This is a genomic window from Bordetella muralis, from assembly GCF_965139205.1.
Taxonomy (GTDB): Bacteria; Pseudomonadota; Gammaproteobacteria; order Burkholderiales; family Burkholderiaceae_B; genus Bordetella_A; species Bordetella_A muralis.
Genome location: NZ_CBCSIU010000002.1, coordinates 423,280 through 443,787 on the forward strand (window position 1 = coordinate 423,280; position 20,508 = coordinate 443,787).

A 20,508-nucleotide genomic window follows, 5' to 3' on the forward strand; every position below is an offset into this window, starting at 1 on the left:
TTCTCTTGTTACTACTCGCTATGGTCGTGAAAAAGTGCGAACGGCTCCAGGGTTTACGGCGACTGCCGGGTCATGGGAACGCTCGTGGCCTGCGTAATATTTACCGGTACGTGTAAACACGACCAGAAGATTCGCCCAGCCGGTGCCCCTGTGCGCTCTATATCAGTACGGTCACCGGCTGGTTGGCACGGAAATTGCATGAGTGTGGAGATAAGGCAGCACTGCTTGCCCCCACAAGTCACACCCTTATGAGGAGAGTTCCAGTGCCTTACGTCGCGTCAGAACTGCGTCTACGCCAGCAGACTACCTTGGCCCCCAGGATGCAGCAATCCGTGCAACTACTTCAGTTGTCCGCGCTGGAATTCAGCGTCGCGATTCAGAACGCCCTGAATACCAATCCTTTTCTCGAGGAAGAGGATCTGCAGAGCACTGGCGCCCCGCCATCGCCCATGGACTCCGACCCGCTCCCTGCCACCAACGAGCACGTGCCGTCAGAAGAACCGTATCACGACAAGGAAGAGGCATTCACCGCTCCGTCCGCATATTCAGGCGACTATCCGACCAAACGAAAGTCTCTATCCGATAGCGCTGATCACGACCTTTCACATTGGGTTGCCGCGCCGCCGTCATTGCAAAGCCGAATGCGCGAAGCACTATGTGCTCATCCATTGTCCGAGCGTGACCGGTTGCTGGCCGAATACATCATCGACGCCCTGGACGGCGACGGCTATCTGCGCTCCCCGCTGGAATCCTTGGCCGCACAAGGAGACTTCGAACCTGTCCCCGATCCCGCCGAATGGGCAGCCGCGCTGCATCTGGTACAGCAGTTGCAGGCCCCCGGCCTGGCGGCGCGCGACTTGAGCGAATGCCTGTCATTGCAGCTGCAGGCCGAGCCGAACCAGGACGATGAATTGACGGCACTGGCCTTGACTATCGTCCGTACTCACCTCGATACCCTGGCCCGCAATGACTGGAACGCCTTGCTGCATAAAACCGGCAGCTCGCCAGCACAATTGCGCCAGGCCTGCGAGCGCATCCGAGCGCTGGACCCTAAACCCGGACGGCGTTTTGACCAGGAAGCCCCGGTTTATGTCGTCCCGGATGTCATCGTGCGTAAACAACAAGGGCAATGGCACGTATATCCCAATCGGGACGCCATGCCGCGCGCACGGCTGGATCGTGTTTACGCAGATTTGTTTCGCCGCGTACGCCATGACGAGCGTGGTCCCTTGGCCCAGGAACTGCAAGAAGCGCGCTGGCTCGTGCGCAACGTCGAGCAGCGCTACACCACCATTCAGCGCGTGGCCGAAGCCATCGTTCGACGCCAGCAGCGTTTTTTCGAATATGGCGAAGTGGCACTTCGGCCGCTGCTGCTGCGGGAAATCGCGGACGTGCTCGAGATCCATGAATCCACGGTCTCGCGCGCTACGGCCAATAAATACATGGTCACGCCACGCGGCCTGTACGAGTTCCGGCACTTCTTCTCACGCGAGCTGGCAACCGCCACCGGCGGCTCTTGCTCGGCGGCAGCGGTACAGGCGTTGATTCGTGAATGGATTGCAAACGAGGACTCGAGCGACCCGCTGTCCGACGTCACCCTGACGCAGCGACTGGCCGAGGACGGCATCGTTGTCGCGCGGCGCACCGTGTCCAAATACCGTGCCCAACTGAAGCTGCCCGCCGCGGAATTACGGCGTCGGTACTAGAGCATCAAGATGCGGCGCACGCGCTCGAGCAGCGCCTCGAGCCTGAAGGGTTTCACAATCAGCTCCATCCCCGTATCCAGGAATCCCTGAGCGGCAGCGGCATTTTGCGCATAGCCCGTCATGAACAGCACCTTGATATCCGGGTGTACCTGACGCGCCGCGTCAGCCAACTCCCGGCCATTCAACCCCGGCAGCCCCACATCGGTCAGCAGTAAATCGATGTGCTTCGTTTGGCCCATCAGGTCACGGCCCTCGAGACCGTCCGATGCGACCAATACCTCCAGGCGCAACTGCGCCAACGCTTCAGAGACCATTTGACGGACAGCGGCATCGTCCTCTACCAGGGCCACCACCGCCGGTGGCACACTGTCATCGACAGGAACAGGGACAGTACCCGTCTCGGCCTCGACCGGCGGCATCGCCCCCGTATAGCGGGGCAGATACAGCCGCACGCTCGTGCCTTGCCCCACGCTGCTGTCCAGCGCCACAAAGCCTCCCGCCTGCTGCGCAAAACCATAGATCATGGACAGGCCCAACCCACTGCCCTCGCCCAGCGCTTTGGTCGTAAAGAAAGGCTCAAAGGCACGATTCTTGATGTCGTCGGACATGCCACAGCCCGTATCCGACACGCAAATTTCGACGAAATCGCCTGGCGCCAATTCGGCGTTCTGCAATAACGACGCCTTATCCAACACCCTGTTGGTCGCCTGTAACGCCAACCGCCCGCCCTCGGGCATCGAGTCGCGCGCGTTGATCACCATGTTGAGCAGCGCGTTCTCGAGCTGATTGGCGTCGCAGCACACTGGCCACGAGACGGGATCCGTATGCAGGATCAACTGCACGCGTTCGCCGATATAGCGTCGAAACAAATCCTCCATCGATTGCAGCACGCGTACAGGACATAGCGGAACGGGCGCTATAGGCTGCCGGCGGGCGAACGCCAACAGCCGCTGTGTCAACCGCGCGGCACGCTCCGTCGACTCGCTCGCCGTATCGATAAAGCGCTCCGCCGCTTCGAGATTGCCGGCAGCCAACTTGCGGCGTATCAGATAGAGCGCGCCGGAGATGCTTTGCAGCATGTTGTTGAAGTCATGGGCGATGCCACCCGTCAACTGTCCGACGGCCTCCATTTTTTGCGACTGCCGCAACGCGTCTTCGGCATGACGCAAGGCCTCGGCCTGGACGCGCAGATCGGTATCGTCCCGCCCCGCCATATAGAGGTCGCCCTCTGATCGGGAAATCGTCCACGTGATCCAGCTGTAGCTGCCGGAACTGTGCTTCATCCGATTTTCCAGATGTCGGGCCTCGCGCGCGCCGTTTGCGGTCGGCATGAGGACTTGCGCCGTCGCTGCGTAATCGTCCGGGTGTACTAAATCAGCCAGGGGCATGGTCAAAAACTGCTCGGGTGTCCAGCCCAAAATGTCCCGCACGGCAGGGTTGACGCTGATATAGCGTCCTTCCTCGTTGACGACCGCCAACAGCTCAGGAGACAAACGCCAGATCCGATCCCGTTCGGCAATGGCCAACTCCACCCGCTTTTCCAGCTCTCTGTCGTACTGCGATCGTTCGATAGCCAGTGCTGCCGTGCGCGTCACCAAGGCGATCGCATCGATATCCTGCGGCGACGGCAGACGTGTCGTGGCGTAATAATTCGAGAACACCCCTAACAACTGACCGTCCGTCCCTTTGATGGGCGTGGACCAGCAGGCGCGTATCCCTTGCTGCACGGCAAACTCGCGCCAGTCGGACCAGTTGGGGTCGGTCATCACATCGTTGGCATAGACCGCCGTCCCGAAATAGGCGGCCGCGCCCCATGACGCCATATGCGGGCCGATCGGCACGCCATTGACGGCCTGCCGGTAACTCTCGGAAAAACTGGGAGCGGCCCCATGGACCAGATGTTTACCCGACTCATCAACGAACGCGATGGCGGTACGCAGCGCCACACTGGATTGCGCCTCGACAGCATGCAGTACATACAACAACACATCCGCCAGGGGCACCCCGGCGGCGATACGCTGCAACATCACGCGTTCGTCCTCCAGGCGGGCGAGCGTGTCTGTCCAGGGATTGCGCACTCGATTCTTGTTACTTAGCATCTCGCATCACGCTACTGCGTTTCCCGCCACAAAGCAAGTTTCAATGCGACTTCGGTTTGGCCGGCACCTTGACTCCTGCTTTGCGTGCCTTGGACAAACCGATAGCAACGGCCTGTTTGTTCGATTTCGCTGGCCCTTTGTGCTTGCGCTTGGCTTCGATCTCCGCTTCGACGAAATGACCTGCCTGAGTTGAGGGGGATTTTCCGGCCTTGCGGTCGGCCTCGGCCTGTTTTTTCGCGGTTCGATCGGGCATGGCAACCTCCTGTTTGCGGATCGGATGGCGAGCGGTGCGAGCTGATATCGCCCGCCCAGTCATTTTCAAATACATGCCGCAAATCTCGTGCCTGAGACACCATTGGAGGTTCTCCGCTTGCGGCCTGCCCTATCCGTTCGCGCATGCGTTACCCCAATCACGCAGCGCATCAGGCGCTTTGAGATAATTTCAGCGCTGATCTAGAATTCCCCCGAACCTGCCGGCTGCCCGTACGGCCCGACGCTCTCCCATCTGCCGTCAACGAGCCTGTCCACAAAGACTCAAGGACGTGCCAATAAACCGATCTTTCAATGACTCTCAATACCGCTACGCCTGCCGCGCTGATCGCACTGGATTGGGGCACATCTTCGCTACGTGCCTATCTGCTTGACCACGCTGGCCGCACGCTATGCGTACGTCCGCTGCCCTGGGGCATCATGCGCTTGCCCCAGGCCCAGCCCGGCCAGGCGTCCTCTGCAGGTTTCGAGATCGCTTTCGACGAAGCCTGCGGCGACTGGCTGCGCGAGCAGCCCGGCCTGCCTGTGATCGCGTGCGGCATGGTGGGCAGTGCGCAAGGCTGGCGCGAGGCCACCTATCTCGACGTGCCAGTGGAGCTATCGGGCGTTGCACAACTGATGACGAAAATCGAACGCGCCGGTCAGCCAACGATTCATATCGTGCCCGGCCTGATCCAACGCGGCGAGTTGCCCAACGTCATGCGCGGCGAGGAAACTCAGATTGCGGGTATCCTGGCTACGCGTCCTTCCGATGACGCCGATCTATTGATCGGCCTGCCCGGCACGCACTCCAAATGGGTGCGCGTGCGCGATGGACAGGTGAGCCATTTTGATACCTACATGACCGGCGAGGTCTATGCTGCGTTGCGCGATCACACTATTCTGGGCCGTACTATGAACAGCGATGCCCCCGCGGATGCGCAGGGCTTTGCCCGCGGCCTGGCAGTAGCCAACCGCCCCGAGGGCCGCGCGGGCCTGCTATCGACATTATTCAGCACGCGTGCATTGGGACTGACAGGCCAGCTCGATGGCAATGCGCAAGCCGACTATCTGTCCGGCCTGTTGATCGGCTACGAGGTAGCGAGCGTCCTGGTGTCGCATCGTGCCCAGGGGGCCTTGCCTCATATTGTATTGTGCGGGCAGGATGATCTCTGTCAACGATACGTTCAGGCGTTGCGCCTGTATGGCGCCGACGAGCCCGAATTGGCGCCTCACGCCACCGAGCGCGGCCTGTGGCATCTGGCTCAGGCTGCGGGTTTGGTTCCTGCCGTGGCCAACTGACATTCCAATCTCCCAGGAAAGCTATCCATGTCTCTCTCCGTGTTCGACAACGCCTTGTCCCAATGTCCATTGATTGCCATCCTGCGCGGCATCCAACCGGCCGAGGCGCTCGCTGCGGGCCAGGTGCTCTATGAGGCGGGGTTCAGATTGATCGAGGTCCCGCTGAATTCCCCCGCCCCGCTCGATAGCATCCGTGCCCTGCGCGATGGTTTGCCAGACGATTGCGTCGTAGGAGCAGGCACCGTGATGTCCCCCCAGTCCTGCATCGACGTCGCCTATGCAGGCGGCCAGGTCATCGTGATGCCACACAGCGATCCCGAAGTCATCCGAGCCGCCAAGGCTGCGGACATGGCCTGCTGCCCGGGCGNGGCCACGCCCACCGAGGCCTTTGCTGCCCTGGCAGCGGGCGCAGACGTACTGAAGATGTTTCCCGCCGAGCAACTGGGAGTGAACGTACTCAAAGCATGGCGGGCGGTCATGCCTGCCAGTATCCGGCTCGTGCCGGTCGGCGGTATCACGACGCAGAATATGACACCTTTTGTTCAGGCTGGCGCGAGCGGTTTCGGTTTGGGATCAGCGCTGTACAAGCCCGGCAAACCCGTCTCCGATATCGCGCGGGATGCGCAGGCTTTTGTCGAGGCTTACAGGCAGGCATGCCATCCATAGAGTCAAGGTCAATGGCATCGAACCGCCACGCCGTCGACCTGCATTGTGCCGATGACGCATCCTCCCGCGCCTGCCAATCGACCAACACGCCGCAGCGCGGCGTCTTCAACGCCGCAACAAACGCTTGATCCCTGAAACTACCCCGACGATCACCGCACCGGCCACCACGCCGAACACGGCATTCAACACGGTGGACACTGTGGCTTGCACCCAAGCGGTCGAAGAGGCCAGGTGACTTAGCTGTTCGATCGCGTGATGCACTGGCGCAATGCCGTGCGTCAGGATCGCGCCGCCCACCATGAACATGGCGGCGGTACCGACCACGGATAGCGTTTTCATCAAATACGGCGCAGCGCGCACAATCACATTACCTGTGCCTCGTGCCAGCGCGGACGATTTGCTGCGCAGGTGCAAGCCCAGGTCATCCAGGCGGACGATCCCCGCGACCAGCCCATAGACGCCCACCGTCATTGCCAGCGCGATCGTCGTCACCACGATCGCCTGACGCACAAAATCCGCCCCAGCCACGGCACCCAAGGTAATCGCGATGATTTCGGCCGACAGAATAAAGTCAGTGCGGACCGCGCCTTTGATTTTTTCACGCTCGAACGCCACCATATCGACACGCTCGTCCTGCAAGGCGTGGGCGCGGGCTTCGTGATTGCCTGCGGGTGTGCTGTCATGCGGCAAAAACCGATGAATCAGCTTTTCGGCGCCTTCGAAGCAGAGAAACGCCCCGCCCACCATCAGCAATGGCGTCACCGCCCACGGCGCAAAAGCGCTGATGAGCAACGCCGCCGGCACCAGAATGCATTTATTGCGCAGCGATCCCTTGAACACGGCCCAGACGACGGGCAACTCGCGATTGACCGACACGCCGGTGACCTGCTGCGCGTTGAGCGCCAGATCATCGCCCAGTACACCCGCCGTTTTCTTGGCGGCGACCTTGGTCATGACAGAGACGTCGTCCAGGATCGTGGCGATGTCATCGAACAAGGCAAAAAAGCTGCTTCCGGCCATCCAGGCCTCCAGAACTGACGCAGAAGCGTCGAGTTTACAAGCAATCTGTTACGCCTGGCCGGGATGATGGCGGGCGGGATTCCAGCCGAGCCGGTTGTACAAGTGATAACGGGCAATGCCCAGGTATTCGTGCAACGCGACATCTGCCAAGGTGAAGTTGTAAGACAGTGGCAGCGCGGACGTAATCGCATGCAGATAGTCCGCGCGTACCGGCGTTGCCGAGACGCCGAAATGCGCGAAATACAGTTCGCTGCGCCGCATGTGAATCGCCGACGACACCAGCACGACGCGATCGACCTGTTCGCGCTGCAGCAACGCGCTGGAGAACTGCGCGTTCTGCCAGGTATTCATGCTTTCGGGTTCAAGCAGCACGTCAGCCTGATCTATGCCGAGATGTACAAAGACGTCGCGATAGGCGGCTGCCTCGGACGTCCCGGTCCGGGCTGCATCCCCGCCGCTGACGACGATTTTGCAATAGACAGCAGACTTTTTGCAGTCGCGGTAGCGTTCTGCGGCGACAACGATACGTGGATAAGAAAACACGCCCGGCTCGACCCGGCCTGCTACACGCTCGGTGCCGGCGCCCAGCAGCACAATGGCGTTACGCGCGCCCCAGGCCACGGGCGGCGAGGTTTCATAATCCGACTGCAGTTTGCCTAGCAACCAGGCCGACATCGGCCCGCAACCCACAGCCAGAAAACCCATCGCTGCAACAGCGTAGAACGTCCGGCTGGCGCGGCGCCATGACAACGCCGCGCAGCCTATCGCCAACACCATGATCACGACAAAAATCGCGAGTGTCATGTACGTGTCGATCCATCAGGCAATCGCCAGGCGGATTTCAGGCAGGCCCTGAAATTGGCCAACAATCGTACCGGGGGTTTTGGGTGCATACATTCCGGTATAGGTGCCACATGTGATCAACGTCCCGGCAGGCACCCCCACCCCACGGCGTGCCGCGTGATTCACCAGCCAGGGCAATAATCGGCGCGGGTCGCCAGCCGGGTTGCCGGTTGTCTCTGGCGCGACATTGCGGCCATCGTGCGTCCAGGTCAACGAAGGTTTCTCGAAAGGATAGCTGGCGTCGTAAGGCACGGCCTCGCCCACGACCAGGCCGCCGTGGCTTTGCAAGTCTGCCAGCATGGCCAGTTTGTCGACCGGCCAGCCGGCGTAGCGGCTGGAGACGATCTCGATCGTCGTCACGGTGTGGCTGATGGCCCCTAGTACCTCGGCATCGCCATAGACCTGTTCACCGGCGGCAAAGTCACGATTAAAACGGAATGCCAACTCGAGTTCCAGCACCAGAACGCCATAGGCGTTGCGTTGAATCGCGGCGGGTGCCTGCTGCACTCCCGCCTGGGGCAATGGCGCTGCCTGCATGGGGCCATCCACCGATTTCGATCCGACCTTCCATGCCGCAATCGGAGACCCCAGCGACGCAATGATCCGATCCTGTACCGCATAGGATTGCGACTCCTCGCCCGGCGTCATCGACGCATCCAGCGTCACCTGAGTGCGGTTGCCAGGCCACGCCTGAGTCAGTTGTGCGGCCAGTGCTTGAACAGCGGACGTGCTATCAGACATCAACATTCCTTATTTAAAAAGCGCTTGAAACCAGGCCTCACGCAGCCCATGGTACGTGAAGGATGGCAGACCGGGAGAACACGTGTATTTGTCCTGATAAAACCGGACAAGCCTTAACGAAGAGTACACTTCATTGTCTAGGGTTTTCTCCAAGTCCACAACGTGCCATGCGATACCTGCAACCGTCCTCGCCCCTGGCACCGGATCCAGCCATCAAATAGCTAACACCTCAAGGCAGACTATGGAATTCGTCATCCCCAGCAGCACCAATCTCACGTTGTTTATCAGCGCAGCGATAGTACTCCTGCTTATCCCCGGCCCGGCCGTGCTGTACATCATTGCGCAATCGATCGAGCAAGGCAAAAAGGCTGGCCTGGTCTCGGATCTAGGGATCCACACCGCCACGCTGGTGCACGTCATCGCTGCGGCGCTCGGCCTGTCCGCGTTGCTGGCCTCGTCTGCGTTGGCGTTCGATATCGTCAAATACGCTGGCGCGGCCTACCTGATCTGGCTGGGACTGAAGAAAATCTGTACGCGCCCCGCGGTGGCCAGTGCCGATGTCCCGGTCGTGAAGCGGCACTATCGCAAGCTCTATCGCGATGGTTTCATTATCAATCTGCTCAACCCAAAAACTGCGCTGTTCTTTCTGGCATTCTTGCCGCAATTCGTCGAAGTCAGCCGCGGACACGTCGCCTCGCAGATTCTCTTTCTGGGCGCCGTATTCATCATCATCGGTTTTATCAGCGACGCCTGCTATGCCATCGCCGCCGGTGCGGCAGGCCAATGGCTGCGCACCAGCCGCACCTATCTGAAACTGGATCGCTACCTGGGCGGCGCGATGCTGATCGGACTCGGCATCGCGGCCGCCTTTGCCGGCAATCACAAGACGGTGACGAAGTAGTCTGTTTGCGGTTCACAAGGTCATCCCGCCATCCGTCAAACTTATGGCTTCTGAACCGCCTTTACGGCATCGCCGATTGCCTGGGCAACGGCATCGGGATGCGAGACCATCGACACATGACTGGACTGCAGCTTGGTCACATGCGCACCGATGCGCTTGGCCATATCCAATTGCTGGCCTGGATCGATCATGTGGTCCTGTGTGCTCACGACAAACCAGCTCGGCCGCGTCTGCCACGCTGCCTGCGTCACCGGCTCGTCGAACGCCGCCCCACGGATCAGGCCCTGAGTCGCCGCAATCAGTTGTGCTTCGGCTGCGGGTACATCCTGTGCAAAATCTGACTTCACAACGGCGGCCGGCAGATAGAGATAGCCGTCCTTGGTCGCTGCGAGCTTGCCGATGCCTGGAGGAACGGGGTAGTTCTTGCCCAATGCGGCCGTGCTCTGCCCTGGCTCTGGCGCGAATGCCGCCACATACACCAGGCCCTTTACTTTTGGATCTACGCCAGCCTGGGTAATGACCGTCCCTGCCCAGGAATGTCCGACCAGCACAACATCACCGTCGACACGATCAATCGCACGCTGGGTCGCTGCCACATCATCGGCCAAGGAACTCAGCGGGTTCTGCACCGCAATGACCGGAATACCCGCCTTGTTCAAGCGGCTGATCACCTGATTCCAACTCGAACCATCTGCAAATGCGCCATGCACAAGAATGGCCGTCGGTGTACCCGCTGCCTGTGCTGCACCGCCGCCCATCACAGCAGCCATCGCCAACAACGACCCAGCCAGCCCTTTGCTCAATCCGTCCATGTTTCCTTACTCCGCGATTCGTCAATGAAAGTTGTCTTTAGGTAGCCCCATCGGGCTCAGTGCTACTAGACAACCTTGACGTATCCCGCGCGTGTCAGGATCGTTGTGCCGCACGTGGTCATGTGTCGGCACGGAGGATAGATACAGTGCGATACGGTAAGCGCCGTATGGATCAGAAATGCGTCATACGCTGGCCGGACACCGACGTGCCCTGATGCACGCCCATCATCGCGCGCGACAGGCGGCTGGCTGCGGCCAGCACGGTTTCCTTGTGGCCGTTCATGGCTTCTTCGGTCAGGCGGGATAGCGGTCCTGATATGCAGATCGCCCCCAGCAAGGTCCAATTGGACGTATAAACCGGCGCCGAGATGCTGGATACCTCCGCGTCGCGCTCGCCCAGCGACATCATATAGCCGGCACGCCGTATCGACTCGTACGGCTCGCCCGCCTCGCCCGAAAAGGCCAGAATCACGCGGCCGGGACTACCCAGATTCAAGGGCAACGCTGCCCCTACCCGCACGTGGTGGCGGATAGATCGTGGCCCCTCGACCCGCACTACACAGATACGCTGGTTACCCTCGCGCACATAAAACGTGGCGCTCTCGCCGGTGGCGCTGGATAACTCGCGCAGCACAGGCTCGACGACGTCGTGCACATTGAACGTGGCCTGATAGCAGGCGCCCAGCCACCCCGCGGCGCGCGCCAATCGCCACGTGCCATCCACGCGTTGCGCCAGATAGTCGTCCATCGCCAGCGTCCGGGCCAATCGCAACACCGTCGAACGGTGATAGCCCGTACGGCGGCTGAGCTCAGCCAAAGACAAATGGGAATCGTCGACGCCGAAAGCGCCCAGGATGCGCATCGCGCGCCGGACTGCGACGACGCCGTCGCCAGCGTCGGAATTATCTTCCGAATCGGGTTTGGAGTATTTCATTTGATAGAACGTGTCTCACCAGACAAGACGTCATTGTAATGTGCGAAACACATCAGCACAATGCACTCACCAAAAACCAGATCCATACCGGAGACAGAATGAAAGTCCTACCTCGTGTACTCGCCGGCATCGCTCTCGCCTGCGCCCTGGCCCCAGCCATCGCTCAGGACTTCCCGACCAAACCCATCCGCCTGATTGTGCCGTTCCCCCCGGGCGGCGGCACCGACACCCTGGCGCGCGAAGTCGCTAATAAGGTCGCCAAGGATACGGGCTGGACCATTGTCACGGAAAACCGCCCCGGCTCCGGCGGCAATATCGGCGTAGATGCCGTGGCCAAGTCTGCCCCGGATGGCTATACCCTGGTCCTGGGGCAGACCAGCAATCTGACGATCAACCCGACGCTGTATGCCAAACTGCCCTACGATCCTGAAAAGGATTTGGCGCCGATCGGGCTGATCGCCAGCGCGCCGCTGGTGCTGGCCATTCCCGCGCAATCGCCCTACAAAACGCTGGCCGACGTCGTGAAAGCCGCTAAAGCGAAACCGTCAGCGCTCAACTACGGCTCGTCCGGCAACGGCACCGTCAGCCACCTGGCCACGGTCAAACTGCAACAGGCCACTGGCGCGACATTCACGCACATTCCCTATAAAGGGGCGGCACAAGGAATCAATGACCTGATCGGCGGCCAAATCGAGATGTACATGTCGTCTGTGCCGACCCTGATCGGCCACATCCGCAACGGCAAAATGCGCGGTCTGGTGGTGACGTCTTTGCAGCGTACGCCAGATCTGCCGGATGTACCCAGCGTCGCCGAATCCGGCTTCAAGGATTTCGAGGCCATCACCTGGTTCGGTATCGCAGGCCCGGCTGGCATCCCGCAAGACATCGTCAACAAACTCAATACCGCATTCAATGCGGCGCTCAAGACCGACGATCTGCAGAAGAAATACCGGGAACAAGGTGCAGACGTACTGACCAGCACGCCGGCGGAATTCGGCAAATTGATCCATGACGATCGCCTGCGTTGGGCCGATATCGTCAAGGCTTCCGGCGCGCGGGTGGAATAAGGACCGAAGCGGATCAAGACAGACGCTCATGACATCGTCGAGTTTCCAACGACCTGATATTTCCTGAACGATGGCTGCCCTCGCCTATACATCGGGAACGGCTCACCCCGTATCCCCAGTCCCCCTGCACGCCTGTGATTGCCATATCCATGTCTATGACGCGCAGTTTCCGGCTGTGCCTGGGGCGACTTTGTTGCCGCCCGATGCATCGGTTGTGCAGTATCGGGCGCTGCAGGCTCGTTTGGGAACATCGCGCGCCGTCCTCGTCACGCCGTCTACTTACGGCACGGACAATCGCAGCATGCTGGCCGGCCTGGCAGCGATGGGAGATCAGGCACGCGGCGTCGCGGTGATCGACGGTAATGAAAGCGATACCGCTTTGCAGGCATTGCATCAAGCGGGCGTTCGGGGCATTCGCTTGAATCTCTCGCGAGGTGTCGTGGGCCATGTCGATCAGATTGCGCCGATTGCCTGGCGCATTGCGCAATGGGGATGGCATCTGCAGCTGTTGATGCCTCCCGATCAACTGACCCAACAGGCAGAAAACCTGACGCGACTGCCGGTTCAGATCGTCTTTGATCACATGGCCAGGCTGCAACCTGGCCAGGCCTTTAATCATCCCGCTCATGCCCTGGTGCTGCGGTTGCTGCGCGAAGGCCGCGCATGGGTAAAGCTGTCCGGCGGCTATATCGTCAGCAACAGCGGACGCACCGATGACCCTGCCATCGACGCTCTGGCGCGTAGCTATATCCAGACTGCGCCGGATCGCGTGCTGTGGGGCAGTGATTGGCCGCATGCCACTGCCTCCGCAGGACTGCATCCGATGCCGGATGACGCACAGCAGATAGATCGCGTGGCCCATTGGGCGCAGGACAACGAGGTATTCGAACAAATCCTCGTGCGCAATCCAGAACAGCTTTATGGCTTCACGAGCCACACCCCCCTCCCATCACTTGCCAATCTACAGGAGACATCGTGAACATGGACCTTACACCTATTCAGTTCAGCCGCCGCCGATTCCTCGCCGGTGCCACCTTGCTCGCCGCAGGCGCTGCGCAGACCAGCCGCGCGGCGGCATGGCCTGATGGCAAAGCGATCAACTGGGTCGTGCCGTACCCCGCGGGCGGCAGCACCGATGTATTGGGACGCGCCATTGCCCAACAACTGAACACGCTGCTCAAGACCACCGTTATCGTCGACAACCGCCCCGGCGCCACCGGCACGATCGGTGCCGCCCGCGTGGCCCGCGCCGAGCCCGACGGCTTGACCGTATTGGGCACGTCGATCGGCCCGCAAGCCGTTGCCCCTCACATGATGGGCAAGCTGACTTACGACCCGGTCGAGGATTTTGCTGCCGTTATCACCGTCGGCACCATTCCGCACGTGCTGGTGGTCGGCAAGCATCAACCCTATACCTCGGTACGAGCTCTGATCGACGCCGCCCGCGCCAAACCTGACAGCATTGCCTACGCCTCGGGTGGCACCGGGACCGTGCTGCACGTCCAAGGCGAATTGCTGCAGCAGAAAACAGGCACCCGCTTTATTCATGTGCCCTACAAAGGCGACACGCCAGCACTACAGGACACCTTGGGCGAACAAGTTCAATTCATGTTCGCTCCTATCGCGGCTGCCCTGCCCCATATACAAAGCGGCAACCTGCGCGCCCTCGCAGTCACGTCTGCACAGCGGCTGAAAACGCTGACCGATATCCCGACCATGAGCGAATCCGGCTTCGATGATTTTGTCGTCGAGCAATGGCAGGCCGTGTTTGCGCCGGCCGAAACCCCAGCGCCAGTCATCCAGCAACTGAACACGGCCATCGCCAGCGCATTGCAGACGCCCGCGTTAACGGAACTGGCCGACAAACTCGGCATCACGCTGGTGGGCGGCAGCCCCGACGCGCTCGACAAAATGCGTCGCGCCGACTACGTCAAGTGGGGTCAAGTCATCCGCGATGCCAGCATCACCGCCTGACCCCACCGTATTTCATCTCGCTATTTCTTCTGATCGAACCCACAGGACACCATCATGAGCAACCCCGACATCATCAAAGATTTTCCCCGCGTTGGCGCCGACATCGTCCGCCGCGCCGCTGAACTGCAACCCGCCATTCTGGCCGACGTCGCCGGCCGCCGTGGCGCCTTGCATGGCCGTATCCGTCCACTGCATTCGAGCATGAAATTTGCGGGAACCGCGTTCACGGTGGAAGTCCGCCCAGGCGACAACCTGATGATCCACGCCGCCATGTCTCTGGCCAAACCGGGTGACGTGCTGGTCATCGATGGCAAAGGCGACCTGAGCTCGGCCCTGATGGGCACCATCATGATGACCGCTTGCAAACAGCTCGGCCTGGCGGGTGTGGTGATAGACGGCGCGGCGCGCGACAGCCTGGAAATCATTGAAATGGACTACCCGGTCTTTGCCGCCGGCACCAATCCCAACGGTCCCACCAAGAACGTCGGCGGCCGCATCGGCCATCCCGTCAGCGTCGGCGGCGTGACGGTGCATCCTGGCGATTTCATTATTGGCGACAACGATGGCGTGGTCGTCGTCGAACGCGACAAGATCGAAGGCCTCTTGCCTGCCGCTGAAAAGAAAGTGCAAGACGAGGCGGCCCGCGTCGCCGCCATTAAAACGGGCGACACCGCCGCGAAATGGCTGAGCTCGGCACTGCGCAATGCCGGCGTGCTGAAAGAAGGGGAAACGCTGTGAATGCTGCTACGCTCGATTCCCCGCAGGACGGTCTCGCTTCGGCCCCACCCTCCCAACCTGCAATCCTGATCACTGGCGCAGACCTGGCGGACGAAGCATTAGCATTGCTGACTGGCTACCGCGTCGTCTACGCTGGCAAGACCCCCAGCGAACAAGACATTGTGAACCTGTGCCGTGATCACAACCCTGTCGCCATCATCGTGCGATATGGAAAAGTCGGTGCGCCCGCGATGGACGCGGCTCCCGCGCTGCGCGTGATCTCCAAACATGGCAGTGGCACCGACACGATCGACAAAGCCGCTGCTCAAGCGCGCGACATCGAGGTCGTTGCCGCCGTTGGGGCCAATGCCACTGCCGTCGCCGAACAAGCATTGGCCCTGCTGCTGGCCTGCGCCAAATCCGTCGTCGAACTCAATGCCCGCATGCACGCGGGTCATTGGGACAAGGCGACACATAAAAGCCTGGAGCTCGGCGGTAAAACATTGGGCCTGGTCGGTTTGGGCGCCATCGGCTTGCGTACTGCCAAGATGGCTGCCGCACTGGACATGCGTGTCATCGGTTTTGACCCCTATGCCAAAGCGCTGCCCGATTACATTCAATCCGTCGACCTGGATACCCTGTGGCGCGAATCCGATGTGATCTCGCTGCACTGCCCGCTCACCGCCGACAATCGCGGACTGATCAATGCGCAAACGCTAGCCCAATGCAAACGCGGTGTGATCATCGTCAATACGGCACGCGGCGGCCTGATCGATGAGGCGGCCTTGCTGGACGCCGTGCGTAGCGGCCATGTACAAATGGCGGCGTTGGATAGCTTTGCCGTGGAACCCATGGTGGCCGATCATCCCTTTCAGGGCGAGAAGAACATCCTTCTGAGTCCCCACATCGGCGGTGTCACCAGTGCGGCATACGTCAACATGGGCGTGGCAGCGGCGAAAAATCTGCTGGCCGTGTTGGCACAGACAAGCGTATCGACACAATAGACGAAGACACAACGATGTCTGAAAAACGTTGAAAAATCCCGCCAGCCTGCTATCGCGGCGACTGCGTTGAACCATCACACAGTCACCGCGAGGCGGCGGCAATCGACAGGAGACAAACCATGAAACACCCGACGCTCGCGTACGGCACCGCACTTGCGCTCGCCTTCAGTACCGCCTATGGCGCGTATCCAGACCATCCCGTTCGGCTCGTTGTCGGATTCTCGGCCGGAGGCCCCACCGACGTGGTAGCCCGTGCCTTTGCCGACCAAGCCACGCGTACGCTGGGCCAGACCTTCATCGTCGAAAACAAACCAGGCGCCAACACCACATTGGCCGCCAAAGCCGTCGCCAGCGCCAAACCCGATGGCTATACCCTGCTGTTGGGCGCCACGAATCACACCATGATCCCCGCGCTGTACAGCGAAAAAATCGGTTTCGACGCGCTGAAATCCTTTGCGCCTGTCTGCACGTTGGCCATCAGCCCCACCATATTGGTAGTCGGGCCGTCCATGCCCGTCAAGACGTTAGGAGAATTCCTGCAGCAGCTCAAAGCCGAACCCGGCATGCGCACCTATGCCACGCCGGGTACAGGCAGCTCCGGACATTTCGCCAGCGCGCAGTTCCTGAAGCTGACCGGCACCTCGATGAACCACATCCCATACAAGGGTGCGGCACAGGCAGTCACCGACCTGCTGGGCGGGCAAGTCGATAGCTCGTTCGCCACACTGGGATCGGTATTGCCGCAATTGCAGGCCGGAAAACTGCATGCCATCGCGGTCGCCTCGCCAACCCGCTCGTCATTCTTGCCAGACGTGCCTACGTTCGCGGAGGCAGGTGTCAAGAACTACAGCGCCGATGCGTGGTATGGATTGCTCGCCCCAGCGGGTACGCCCGCAGAGGTCTTGGCGACGCTCGAAAAAGTCGCCACTGAATTTTCCAAATCCTCTGATTCTGCAGGAAAATTGCAATCGCTAGGCATGCAGGCGCACAATACTTGTGAGGAAAAGTTCGGCACGCAGCTGAGTCAAGAGGTCGATAACTACACCGACATGGCGCGCGAACTGGGATTGAAATCCGAGTAATACGGCCGCGTTCCCCTTCCCTGAAAAACCAGATCTTCCCGGAGCCCACGATGTTTCTGCTTTCCCCGCCTGACGTAATCAGCTTCGATGTATTCAGCACCATGCCGCCAGCGCTGCGAAAGCCCGAACGCAGCGCGTGGGCGGACGCCAATCGTGGGGGTGCCGTGTCGGATTCATTTTTAGAAGGCCCGGTGTTCGACGATGCGGGCAATCTATACATTACCGACATTCCATGGGGTCGGGTTTTTCGTATTGATCCGGCGGGACAATGGACCTTGATCGCCGAGTACGACGGTGAACCCAATGGCATGAAGTGGTTGAACGCCACGACGCTGCTGATCACGGACTACAAAAATGGCCTGATGCAGCTGGATATCAATACCGGCAACGTCAGCCCGTTTCTGGAGCGGCGCAATAGCGAGCGGTTTCGCGGCGTCAACGATCTGATTTTCGACAGCGCGGGCAATCTGTATTTCACCGACCAAGGCCAAAGCGGTTTACACGATCCCAACGGACGGCTGTATCGCTTGCGGCCGAATGGCCAGCTGGATCTGATGTTGGCTAACGTGCCCAGTCCGAATGGAGTAGCGCTTTCGCCGGATGAAAAAGTCCTTTACCTGGCGGTGACACGCGGCAATTGCGTCTGGCGGGTACCGCTTTTGCCCGATGGCAGCGTGTCCAAAGTCAGCCAGTTCTTTACGTCGTACGGTCCCAGCGGCCCGGACGGATTGGCGGTCGATCAGTCGGGCAACCTGGTCGTGGCGAACCCTGGGCTGGGTTATGTCTGGCTGTTGAACGATCGGGCCGAGCCCATCAAAGTCTGGCGCAGCGATAACGGCACGTCGACCACGAATATCGCGTTTGGCGGACCTGATCGCCAGACCTTGTATTGCACGGAATCCACGACTGGGACGATCCTGCGTGCGCGAGCCCTTCAGGCAGGATTGACACTAGCACGGCCGCAATAGACAAATTCGCGGCCGGCCTCGTGGGCGTTACAGCATCTGGCCTAAAAACGCCCGAGCCCGCTCTTGCTTGGGCGCGCGGAAAAATTCCTCGGCCGGGGCTTCTTCGACGATGCGACCGTTGTCCATGAAGATCACGCGATGTGCGGCCTCGCGCGCAAAGCCCATTTCATGCGTCACGACCAGCATGGTCATGTGCTCGTCGGCCAATTGCTTCATCGTGCGCAAGACTTCACCGGTGAGTTCGGGATCCAGTGCAGAGGTCGGTTCGTCGAACAGCATGATGTCCGGCTCCATCGCCAAAGCCCGTGCAATCGCCACCCGCTGTTTCTGCCCGCCGGACAGGCGGGCCGGATAGTTATCGCGCTTGTTCAAGAGCCCCACTTTGCGCAACAGGTCTTCGGCCTTGGCAATGGCCTGGTCCCGAGGGACACGCTGTACGGTGATCGGGGCTTCGATGATATTTTCCAGCACCGTCTTATGGGGGAACAGATTGAACGATTGAAACACCATCCCCATTTTGCGGCAGATGCGGCGAACCTCCGCGTCGCGCACATAGTGACTCGCGCCGTCGGCAGAGGCAGCGGCAAGCGTCTCACCTTCGATTTCGATGCTGCCCTGATCGATGGTCTCCAGGTGAATCAGGCAACGCAAGAAGGTGCTCTTGCCCGAGCCCGACGGGCCGATCACGGCGACCACCTCGCCCTTGCGCAATGTCAGCGATACCTGATCCAGCACGCGCACACCACTAAATGATTTGCCCACTTGATGGGCGGCAATCATGACGGGGCGCGGATCAGCGCTGCCGTTGAACGTCATATCAGTGGCCAAAGTTTCACTCGCGGTTGCTGCATTATTGATCGTACTTGGCATAGCGTTTTTCCATGTACTGGAACAACCAGGTCAACAACAGCGTCATGATCAAATAAAACGCGGCCGCCACCAGAAACGGCGTCGTCGTGAAATCGCGCTGCACGATACCGCGCGCCGTGCGCAGAATGTCGTTAAGCGCCAGCACATAAATCAGCGAGGTGTCCTTGACCAGCGTGATGGTCTCGTTGCTCATGGGCGGCAACACGCGCTGCACCATCTGCGGCAGCACGATGCGGCGCAGCGTCTGCAAATACGTCATGCCCAGGACTTTGCTGCCCTCGTACTGGCCACGATCCACGGACTGGATACCGGCACGGAAGATCTCGGCAAAATACGCGGCGTAGTTCAGTGCAAAAGCGACGATCGCCGCCGGAAAATCAGGCAGCCGCACGCCGATGACCGGCACGAAAGGTAATGCAAAATAGATGAACAACATCTGCAGCATCAGCGGCGTACCCCGCATCAGCCAGATATAGGCGTTCACCAACTGGCTCAATACCCGCCAGTGCGAGATGCGCGCCAGCGCCAGCAGCAGCCCCAAGGGCACTGCCAGCGCGAACGTCACGAAAAACAAGGTCAGGGTCGTTTTTGCGCCCTGCGCCATCGGCCCCAGCAGGGAAATGATGTAATCCATGCGGTGCTCTCGTCAGCCTGCCACTTGCGGCGGGCTTATTTGATGATGTCGGCGCCGAACCATTGCTGGGCAATGCGGGCAGCGGAGCCGTCTTTTTTCATGGCGGTCAGGGTTTCATCGAGCTTGGCGAGCAGCTCGGTGTCTTCCTTGCGCAGGCCGACGCCGTAGTCTTCGGTACCGAAGTTTTCCTCGAGGACGCGATACTGCCCTTCGCGCTTGCTGGCCAGATAACGGCCTACGACCTCGTCCACCACCACGGCATCCAGACGGCCTGCCGACAGGTCCATCAACGCGGTGACGTTATCGCCGAACAGCTTCACTTGTTTCAGGCTGGAGGCCACGGGGACGTCTTTCTTGATGGCGTCCACGGCGCTGCTGCCGTCTTGTGCACCGACGACGTGGCCGGCCAGATCGGCCTTGGTCTGGATGGGCGAGGCTTGCGCGACCAGGATGATCTGGTGGTTAGCCATGTACGGGGCGGTGAAAGCGATGTTCTTTTTGCGCTCTTCGGTGATGGTCAGGCCATTCCACAACGCATCGACCCGTTTGCCGTTGAGTTCGGCTTCCTTGGCGCTCCAGTCGATGGGCTTGAACTCGACCTCGATGCCCATGCGCTTGGCTGCCTCGCGAGCCATATCGATGTCAAAACCCACCAATTCGTTCTTGTCGTCACGGAAACCCATGGGCGGGAAATTGTCGTCCAGGCCGACGATGACCTTTTTCGCAGCAGCCGGGGCGGCCGCTTGGGGTGCCGGTTCGTCTTTTTGGCCGCAGGCCGCGAGCAACGACGTAGCGCAGACCAGGAGAGCAGCGGTCAGTTTTTTCATGGTGGAGTCAGGCGCCTAAAAAGCGCTAAGCAATAAAATTGGACAGGGCCAAGCAAAGGCCGAATCGATGATTATAGCCAGTCTGACTCACG

At 60.4% G+C, this 20,508-nt stretch carries 21 protein-coding genes and 1 pseudogene; 12 read left to right on the forward strand and 10 right to left on the reverse strand.

From position 1 onward, the window contains the following. Positions 1-263: 263 nt before the first annotated feature. Positions 264-1,706 (forward strand): RNA polymerase factor sigma-54, encoded by a 1,443-nt coding sequence (locus ACNA0I_RS06360; protein ID WP_460478213.1) that lies wholly within the window; start codon positions 264-266, stop codon positions 1,704-1,706. On the opposite strand, the gene ACNA0I_RS06365 is transcribed toward ACNA0I_RS06360, so the two are convergent. After that, positions 1,703-3,733 (reverse strand): response regulator, encoded by a 2,031-nt coding sequence (locus ACNA0I_RS06365; protein WP_415805281.1) that lies wholly within the window; start codon positions 3,731-3,733, stop codon positions 1,703-1,705. The genes ACNA0I_RS06360 and ACNA0I_RS06365 overlap by 4 nt on opposite strands. A gap of 112 nt (positions 3,734-3,845) precedes the next feature. Beyond that, positions 3,846-4,058, reverse strand: coding sequence for a DUF6496 domain-containing protein (locus ACNA0I_RS06370; protein WP_415805225.1), 213 nt, complete (start codon positions 4,056-4,058; stop codon positions 3,846-3,848). A 311-nt stretch (positions 4,059-4,369) separates the two neighbouring features. Between ACNA0I_RS06370 and ACNA0I_RS06375 the strand changes: the two genes are divergently transcribed. The 3 genes and pseudogenes from ACNA0I_RS06375 to ACNA0I_RS06385 form a co-directional block, all read left to right on the forward strand. Further along, a complete protein-coding gene (locus ACNA0I_RS06375) occupies positions 4,370-5,356 on the forward strand; it encodes a 2-dehydro-3-deoxygalactonokinase (protein ID WP_415805226.1) in 987 nt (328 codons plus the stop codon). Between the two features lie 27 nt (positions 5,357-5,383). Then, positions 5,384-5,723, forward strand: a 340-nt coding sequence (locus ACNA0I_RS06380; RefSeq protein WP_462935936.1) for a beta/alpha barrel domain-containing protein, incomplete at its 3' end; no start/stop codon positions are given. Position 5,724: 1 nt separating this feature from the next. Next, positions 5,725-6,022 (forward strand): annotated as a pseudogene (locus ACNA0I_RS06385) (beta/alpha barrel domain-containing protein); the annotation flags it as partial. A gap of 105 nt (positions 6,023-6,127) precedes the next feature. Here the strand turns inward: ACNA0I_RS06385 and ACNA0I_RS06390 are convergent. From ACNA0I_RS06390 to ACNA0I_RS06400, 3 genes are read right to left on the reverse strand one after another with little or no spacing between them, the layout of a single operon-like run. After that, positions 6,128-7,042 (reverse strand): DUF808 domain-containing protein, encoded by a 915-nt coding sequence (locus ACNA0I_RS06390; protein ID WP_415805227.1) that lies wholly within the window; start codon positions 7,040-7,042, stop codon positions 6,128-6,130. Positions 7,043-7,090: 48 nt separating this feature from the next. Continuing rightward, entirely contained in the window at positions 7,091-7,846 is a 756-nt protein-coding gene (locus ACNA0I_RS06395) for a YdcF family protein (protein ID WP_415805228.1), read from the reverse strand. Between the two features lie 15 nt (positions 7,847-7,861). After that, positions 7,862-8,626 carry a 2-keto-4-pentenoate hydratase gene (locus tag ACNA0I_RS06400; RefSeq protein ID WP_415805229.1) on the reverse strand — a complete coding sequence of 255 codons (765 nt, stop codon included), beginning with the start codon at positions 8,624-8,626 and terminating at the stop codon, positions 7,862-7,864. 241 nt (positions 8,627-8,867) lie between these two features. Between ACNA0I_RS06400 and ACNA0I_RS06405 the strand changes: the two genes are divergently transcribed. Continuing rightward, a complete protein-coding gene (locus ACNA0I_RS06405) occupies positions 8,868-9,527 on the forward strand; it encodes a LysE family translocator (RefSeq protein WP_415805230.1) in 660 nt (219 codons plus the stop codon). A 41-nt stretch (positions 9,528-9,568) separates the two neighbouring features. Here the strand turns inward: ACNA0I_RS06405 and ACNA0I_RS06410 are convergent, their stop codons facing one another. Both ACNA0I_RS06410 and ACNA0I_RS06415 read right to left on the reverse strand, forming a co-directional pair. Further along, on the reverse strand, positions 9,569-10,339 hold the full coding sequence (locus tag ACNA0I_RS06410; protein WP_415805231.1) for an alpha/beta fold hydrolase: 771 nt from the start codon (positions 10,337-10,339) through the stop codon (positions 9,569-9,571). Positions 10,340-10,511: 172 nt separating this feature from the next. After that, the gene (locus tag ACNA0I_RS06415; RefSeq protein WP_415805232.1) at positions 10,512-11,273 is read right to left on the reverse strand and encodes an IclR family transcriptional regulator; all 762 of its coding nucleotides are present in this window, start codon (positions 11,271-11,273) and stop codon (positions 10,512-10,514) included. A 98-nt stretch (positions 11,274-11,371) separates the two neighbouring features. Here ACNA0I_RS06415 and ACNA0I_RS06420 point away from each other — a divergent pair, with 98 nt between their 5' ends. From ACNA0I_RS06420 to ACNA0I_RS06450, 7 genes are all read left to right on the forward strand, one after another. After that, positions 11,372-12,340: a Bug family tripartite tricarboxylate transporter substrate binding protein gene (locus tag ACNA0I_RS06420; protein WP_415805233.1), complete on the forward strand. Its 969-nt coding sequence runs from the start codon at positions 11,372-11,374 to the stop codon at positions 12,338-12,340. A gap of 70 nt (positions 12,341-12,410) precedes the next feature. Continuing rightward, positions 12,411-13,319, forward strand: a complete 909-nt coding sequence (locus ACNA0I_RS06425; RefSeq protein ID WP_415805234.1) for an amidohydrolase family protein — start codon at positions 12,411-12,413, stop codon at positions 13,317-13,319. A 2-nt stretch (positions 13,320-13,321) separates the two neighbouring features. Beyond that, on the forward strand, positions 13,322-14,314 hold the full coding sequence (locus ACNA0I_RS06430) for a Bug family tripartite tricarboxylate transporter substrate binding protein (RefSeq protein WP_415805235.1): 993 nt from the start codon (positions 13,322-13,324) through the stop codon (positions 14,312-14,314). Positions 14,315-14,368: 54 nt separating this feature from the next. Then, positions 14,369-15,052, forward strand: coding sequence for an RraA family protein (locus tag ACNA0I_RS06435; RefSeq protein WP_415805236.1), 684 nt, complete (start codon positions 14,369-14,371; stop codon positions 15,050-15,052). A 62-nt stretch (positions 15,053-15,114) separates the two neighbouring features. Further along, positions 15,115-16,035: a hydroxyacid dehydrogenase gene (locus tag ACNA0I_RS06440; RefSeq protein WP_415805282.1), complete on the forward strand. Its 921-nt coding sequence runs from the start codon at positions 15,115-15,117 to the stop codon at positions 16,033-16,035. A 119-nt stretch (positions 16,036-16,154) separates the two neighbouring features. Further along, positions 16,155-17,117 (forward strand): Bug family tripartite tricarboxylate transporter substrate binding protein, encoded by a 963-nt coding sequence (locus tag ACNA0I_RS06445; RefSeq protein WP_415805237.1) that lies wholly within the window; start codon positions 16,155-16,157, stop codon positions 17,115-17,117. Between the two features lie 50 nt (positions 17,118-17,167). Then, positions 17,168-18,085 (forward strand): SMP-30/gluconolactonase/LRE family protein, encoded by a 918-nt coding sequence (locus tag ACNA0I_RS06450; RefSeq protein WP_415805238.1) that lies wholly within the window; start codon positions 17,168-17,170, stop codon positions 18,083-18,085. A gap of 27 nt (positions 18,086-18,112) precedes the next feature. Here ACNA0I_RS06450 and ACNA0I_RS06455 read toward each other — a convergent pair whose 3' ends face one another. From ACNA0I_RS06455 to ACNA0I_RS06465, 3 genes are all read right to left on the reverse strand, one after another. Next, a complete protein-coding gene (locus tag ACNA0I_RS06455) occupies positions 18,113-18,865 on the reverse strand; it encodes an amino acid ABC transporter ATP-binding protein (RefSeq protein ID WP_415805283.1) in 753 nt (250 codons plus the stop codon). Positions 18,866-18,935: 70 nt separating this feature from the next. Continuing rightward, positions 18,936-19,589, reverse strand: a complete 654-nt coding sequence (locus tag ACNA0I_RS06460) for an amino acid ABC transporter permease (protein WP_094821016.1) — start codon at positions 19,587-19,589, stop codon at positions 18,936-18,938. 35 nt (positions 19,590-19,624) lie between these two features. Beyond that, a complete protein-coding gene (locus ACNA0I_RS06465) occupies positions 19,625-20,416 on the reverse strand; it encodes an amino acid ABC transporter substrate-binding protein (protein WP_415805239.1) in 792 nt (263 codons plus the stop codon). Positions 20,417-20,508: the final 92 nt, after the last annotated feature.

What these genes read in the sequence shown, in the direction of transcription:
- ACNA0I_RS06365 (WP_415805281.1), bottom strand. Translation starts at nt 3,733, where the DNA reads ATGTTGCAGCGTATCGCCGCCGGGGTGCCCCTGGCGGATGTGTTGTTG.
- ACNA0I_RS06370 (WP_415805225.1), bottom strand. Translation starts at nt 4,058, where the DNA reads ATGCCCGATCGAACCGCGAAAAAACAGGCCGAGGCCGACCGCAAGGCC.
- ACNA0I_RS06375 (WP_415805226.1), top strand. Translation starts at nt 4,370, where the DNA reads ATGACTCTCAATACCGCTACGCCTGCCGCGCTGATCGCACTGGATTGG.
- ACNA0I_RS06390 (WP_415805227.1), bottom strand. Translation starts at nt 7,042, where the DNA reads ATGGCCGGAAGCAGCTTTTTTGCCTTGTTCGATGACATCGCCACGATC.
- ACNA0I_RS06395 (WP_415805228.1), bottom strand. Translation starts at nt 7,846, where the DNA reads ATGACACTCGCGATTTTTGTCGTGATCATGGTGTTGGCGATAGGCTGC.
- ACNA0I_RS06400 (WP_415805229.1), bottom strand. Translation starts at nt 8,626, where the DNA reads ATGTCTGATAGCACGTCCGCTGTTCAAGCACTGGCCGCACAACTGACT.
- ACNA0I_RS06405 (WP_415805230.1), top strand. Translation starts at nt 8,868, where the DNA reads ATGGAATTCGTCATCCCCAGCAGCACCAATCTCACGTTGTTTATCAGC.
- ACNA0I_RS06410 (WP_415805231.1), bottom strand. Translation starts at nt 10,339, where the DNA reads ATGGACGGATTGAGCAAAGGGCTGGCTGGGTCGTTGTTGGCGATGGCT.
- ACNA0I_RS06415 (WP_415805232.1), bottom strand. Translation starts at nt 11,273, where the DNA reads ATGAAATACTCCAAACCCGATTCGGAAGATAATTCCGACGCTGGCGAC.
- ACNA0I_RS06420 (WP_415805233.1), top strand. Translation starts at nt 11,372, where the DNA reads ATGAAAGTCCTACCTCGTGTACTCGCCGGCATCGCTCTCGCCTGCGCC.
- ACNA0I_RS06425 (WP_415805234.1), top strand. Translation starts at nt 12,411, where the DNA reads ATGGCTGCCCTCGCCTATACATCGGGAACGGCTCACCCCGTATCCCCA.
- ACNA0I_RS06430 (WP_415805235.1), top strand. Translation starts at nt 13,322, where the DNA reads ATGGACCTTACACCTATTCAGTTCAGCCGCCGCCGATTCCTCGCCGGT.
- ACNA0I_RS06435 (WP_415805236.1), top strand. Translation starts at nt 14,369, where the DNA reads ATGAGCAACCCCGACATCATCAAAGATTTTCCCCGCGTTGGCGCCGAC.
- ACNA0I_RS06445 (WP_415805237.1), top strand. Translation starts at nt 16,155, where the DNA reads ATGAAACACCCGACGCTCGCGTACGGCACCGCACTTGCGCTCGCCTTC.
- ACNA0I_RS06450 (WP_415805238.1), top strand. Translation starts at nt 17,168, where the DNA reads ATGTTTCTGCTTTCCCCGCCTGACGTAATCAGCTTCGATGTATTCAGC.
- ACNA0I_RS06455 (WP_415805283.1), bottom strand. Translation starts at nt 18,865, where the DNA reads ATGATTGCCGCCCATCAAGTGGGCAAATCATTTAGTGGTGTGCGCGTG.
- ACNA0I_RS06460 (WP_094821016.1), bottom strand. Translation starts at nt 19,589, where the DNA reads ATGGATTACATCATTTCCCTGCTGGGGCCGATGGCGCAGGGCGCAAAA.
- ACNA0I_RS06465 (WP_415805239.1), bottom strand. Translation starts at nt 20,416, where the DNA reads ATGAAAAAACTGACCGCTGCTCTCCTGGTCTGCGCTACGTCGTTGCTC.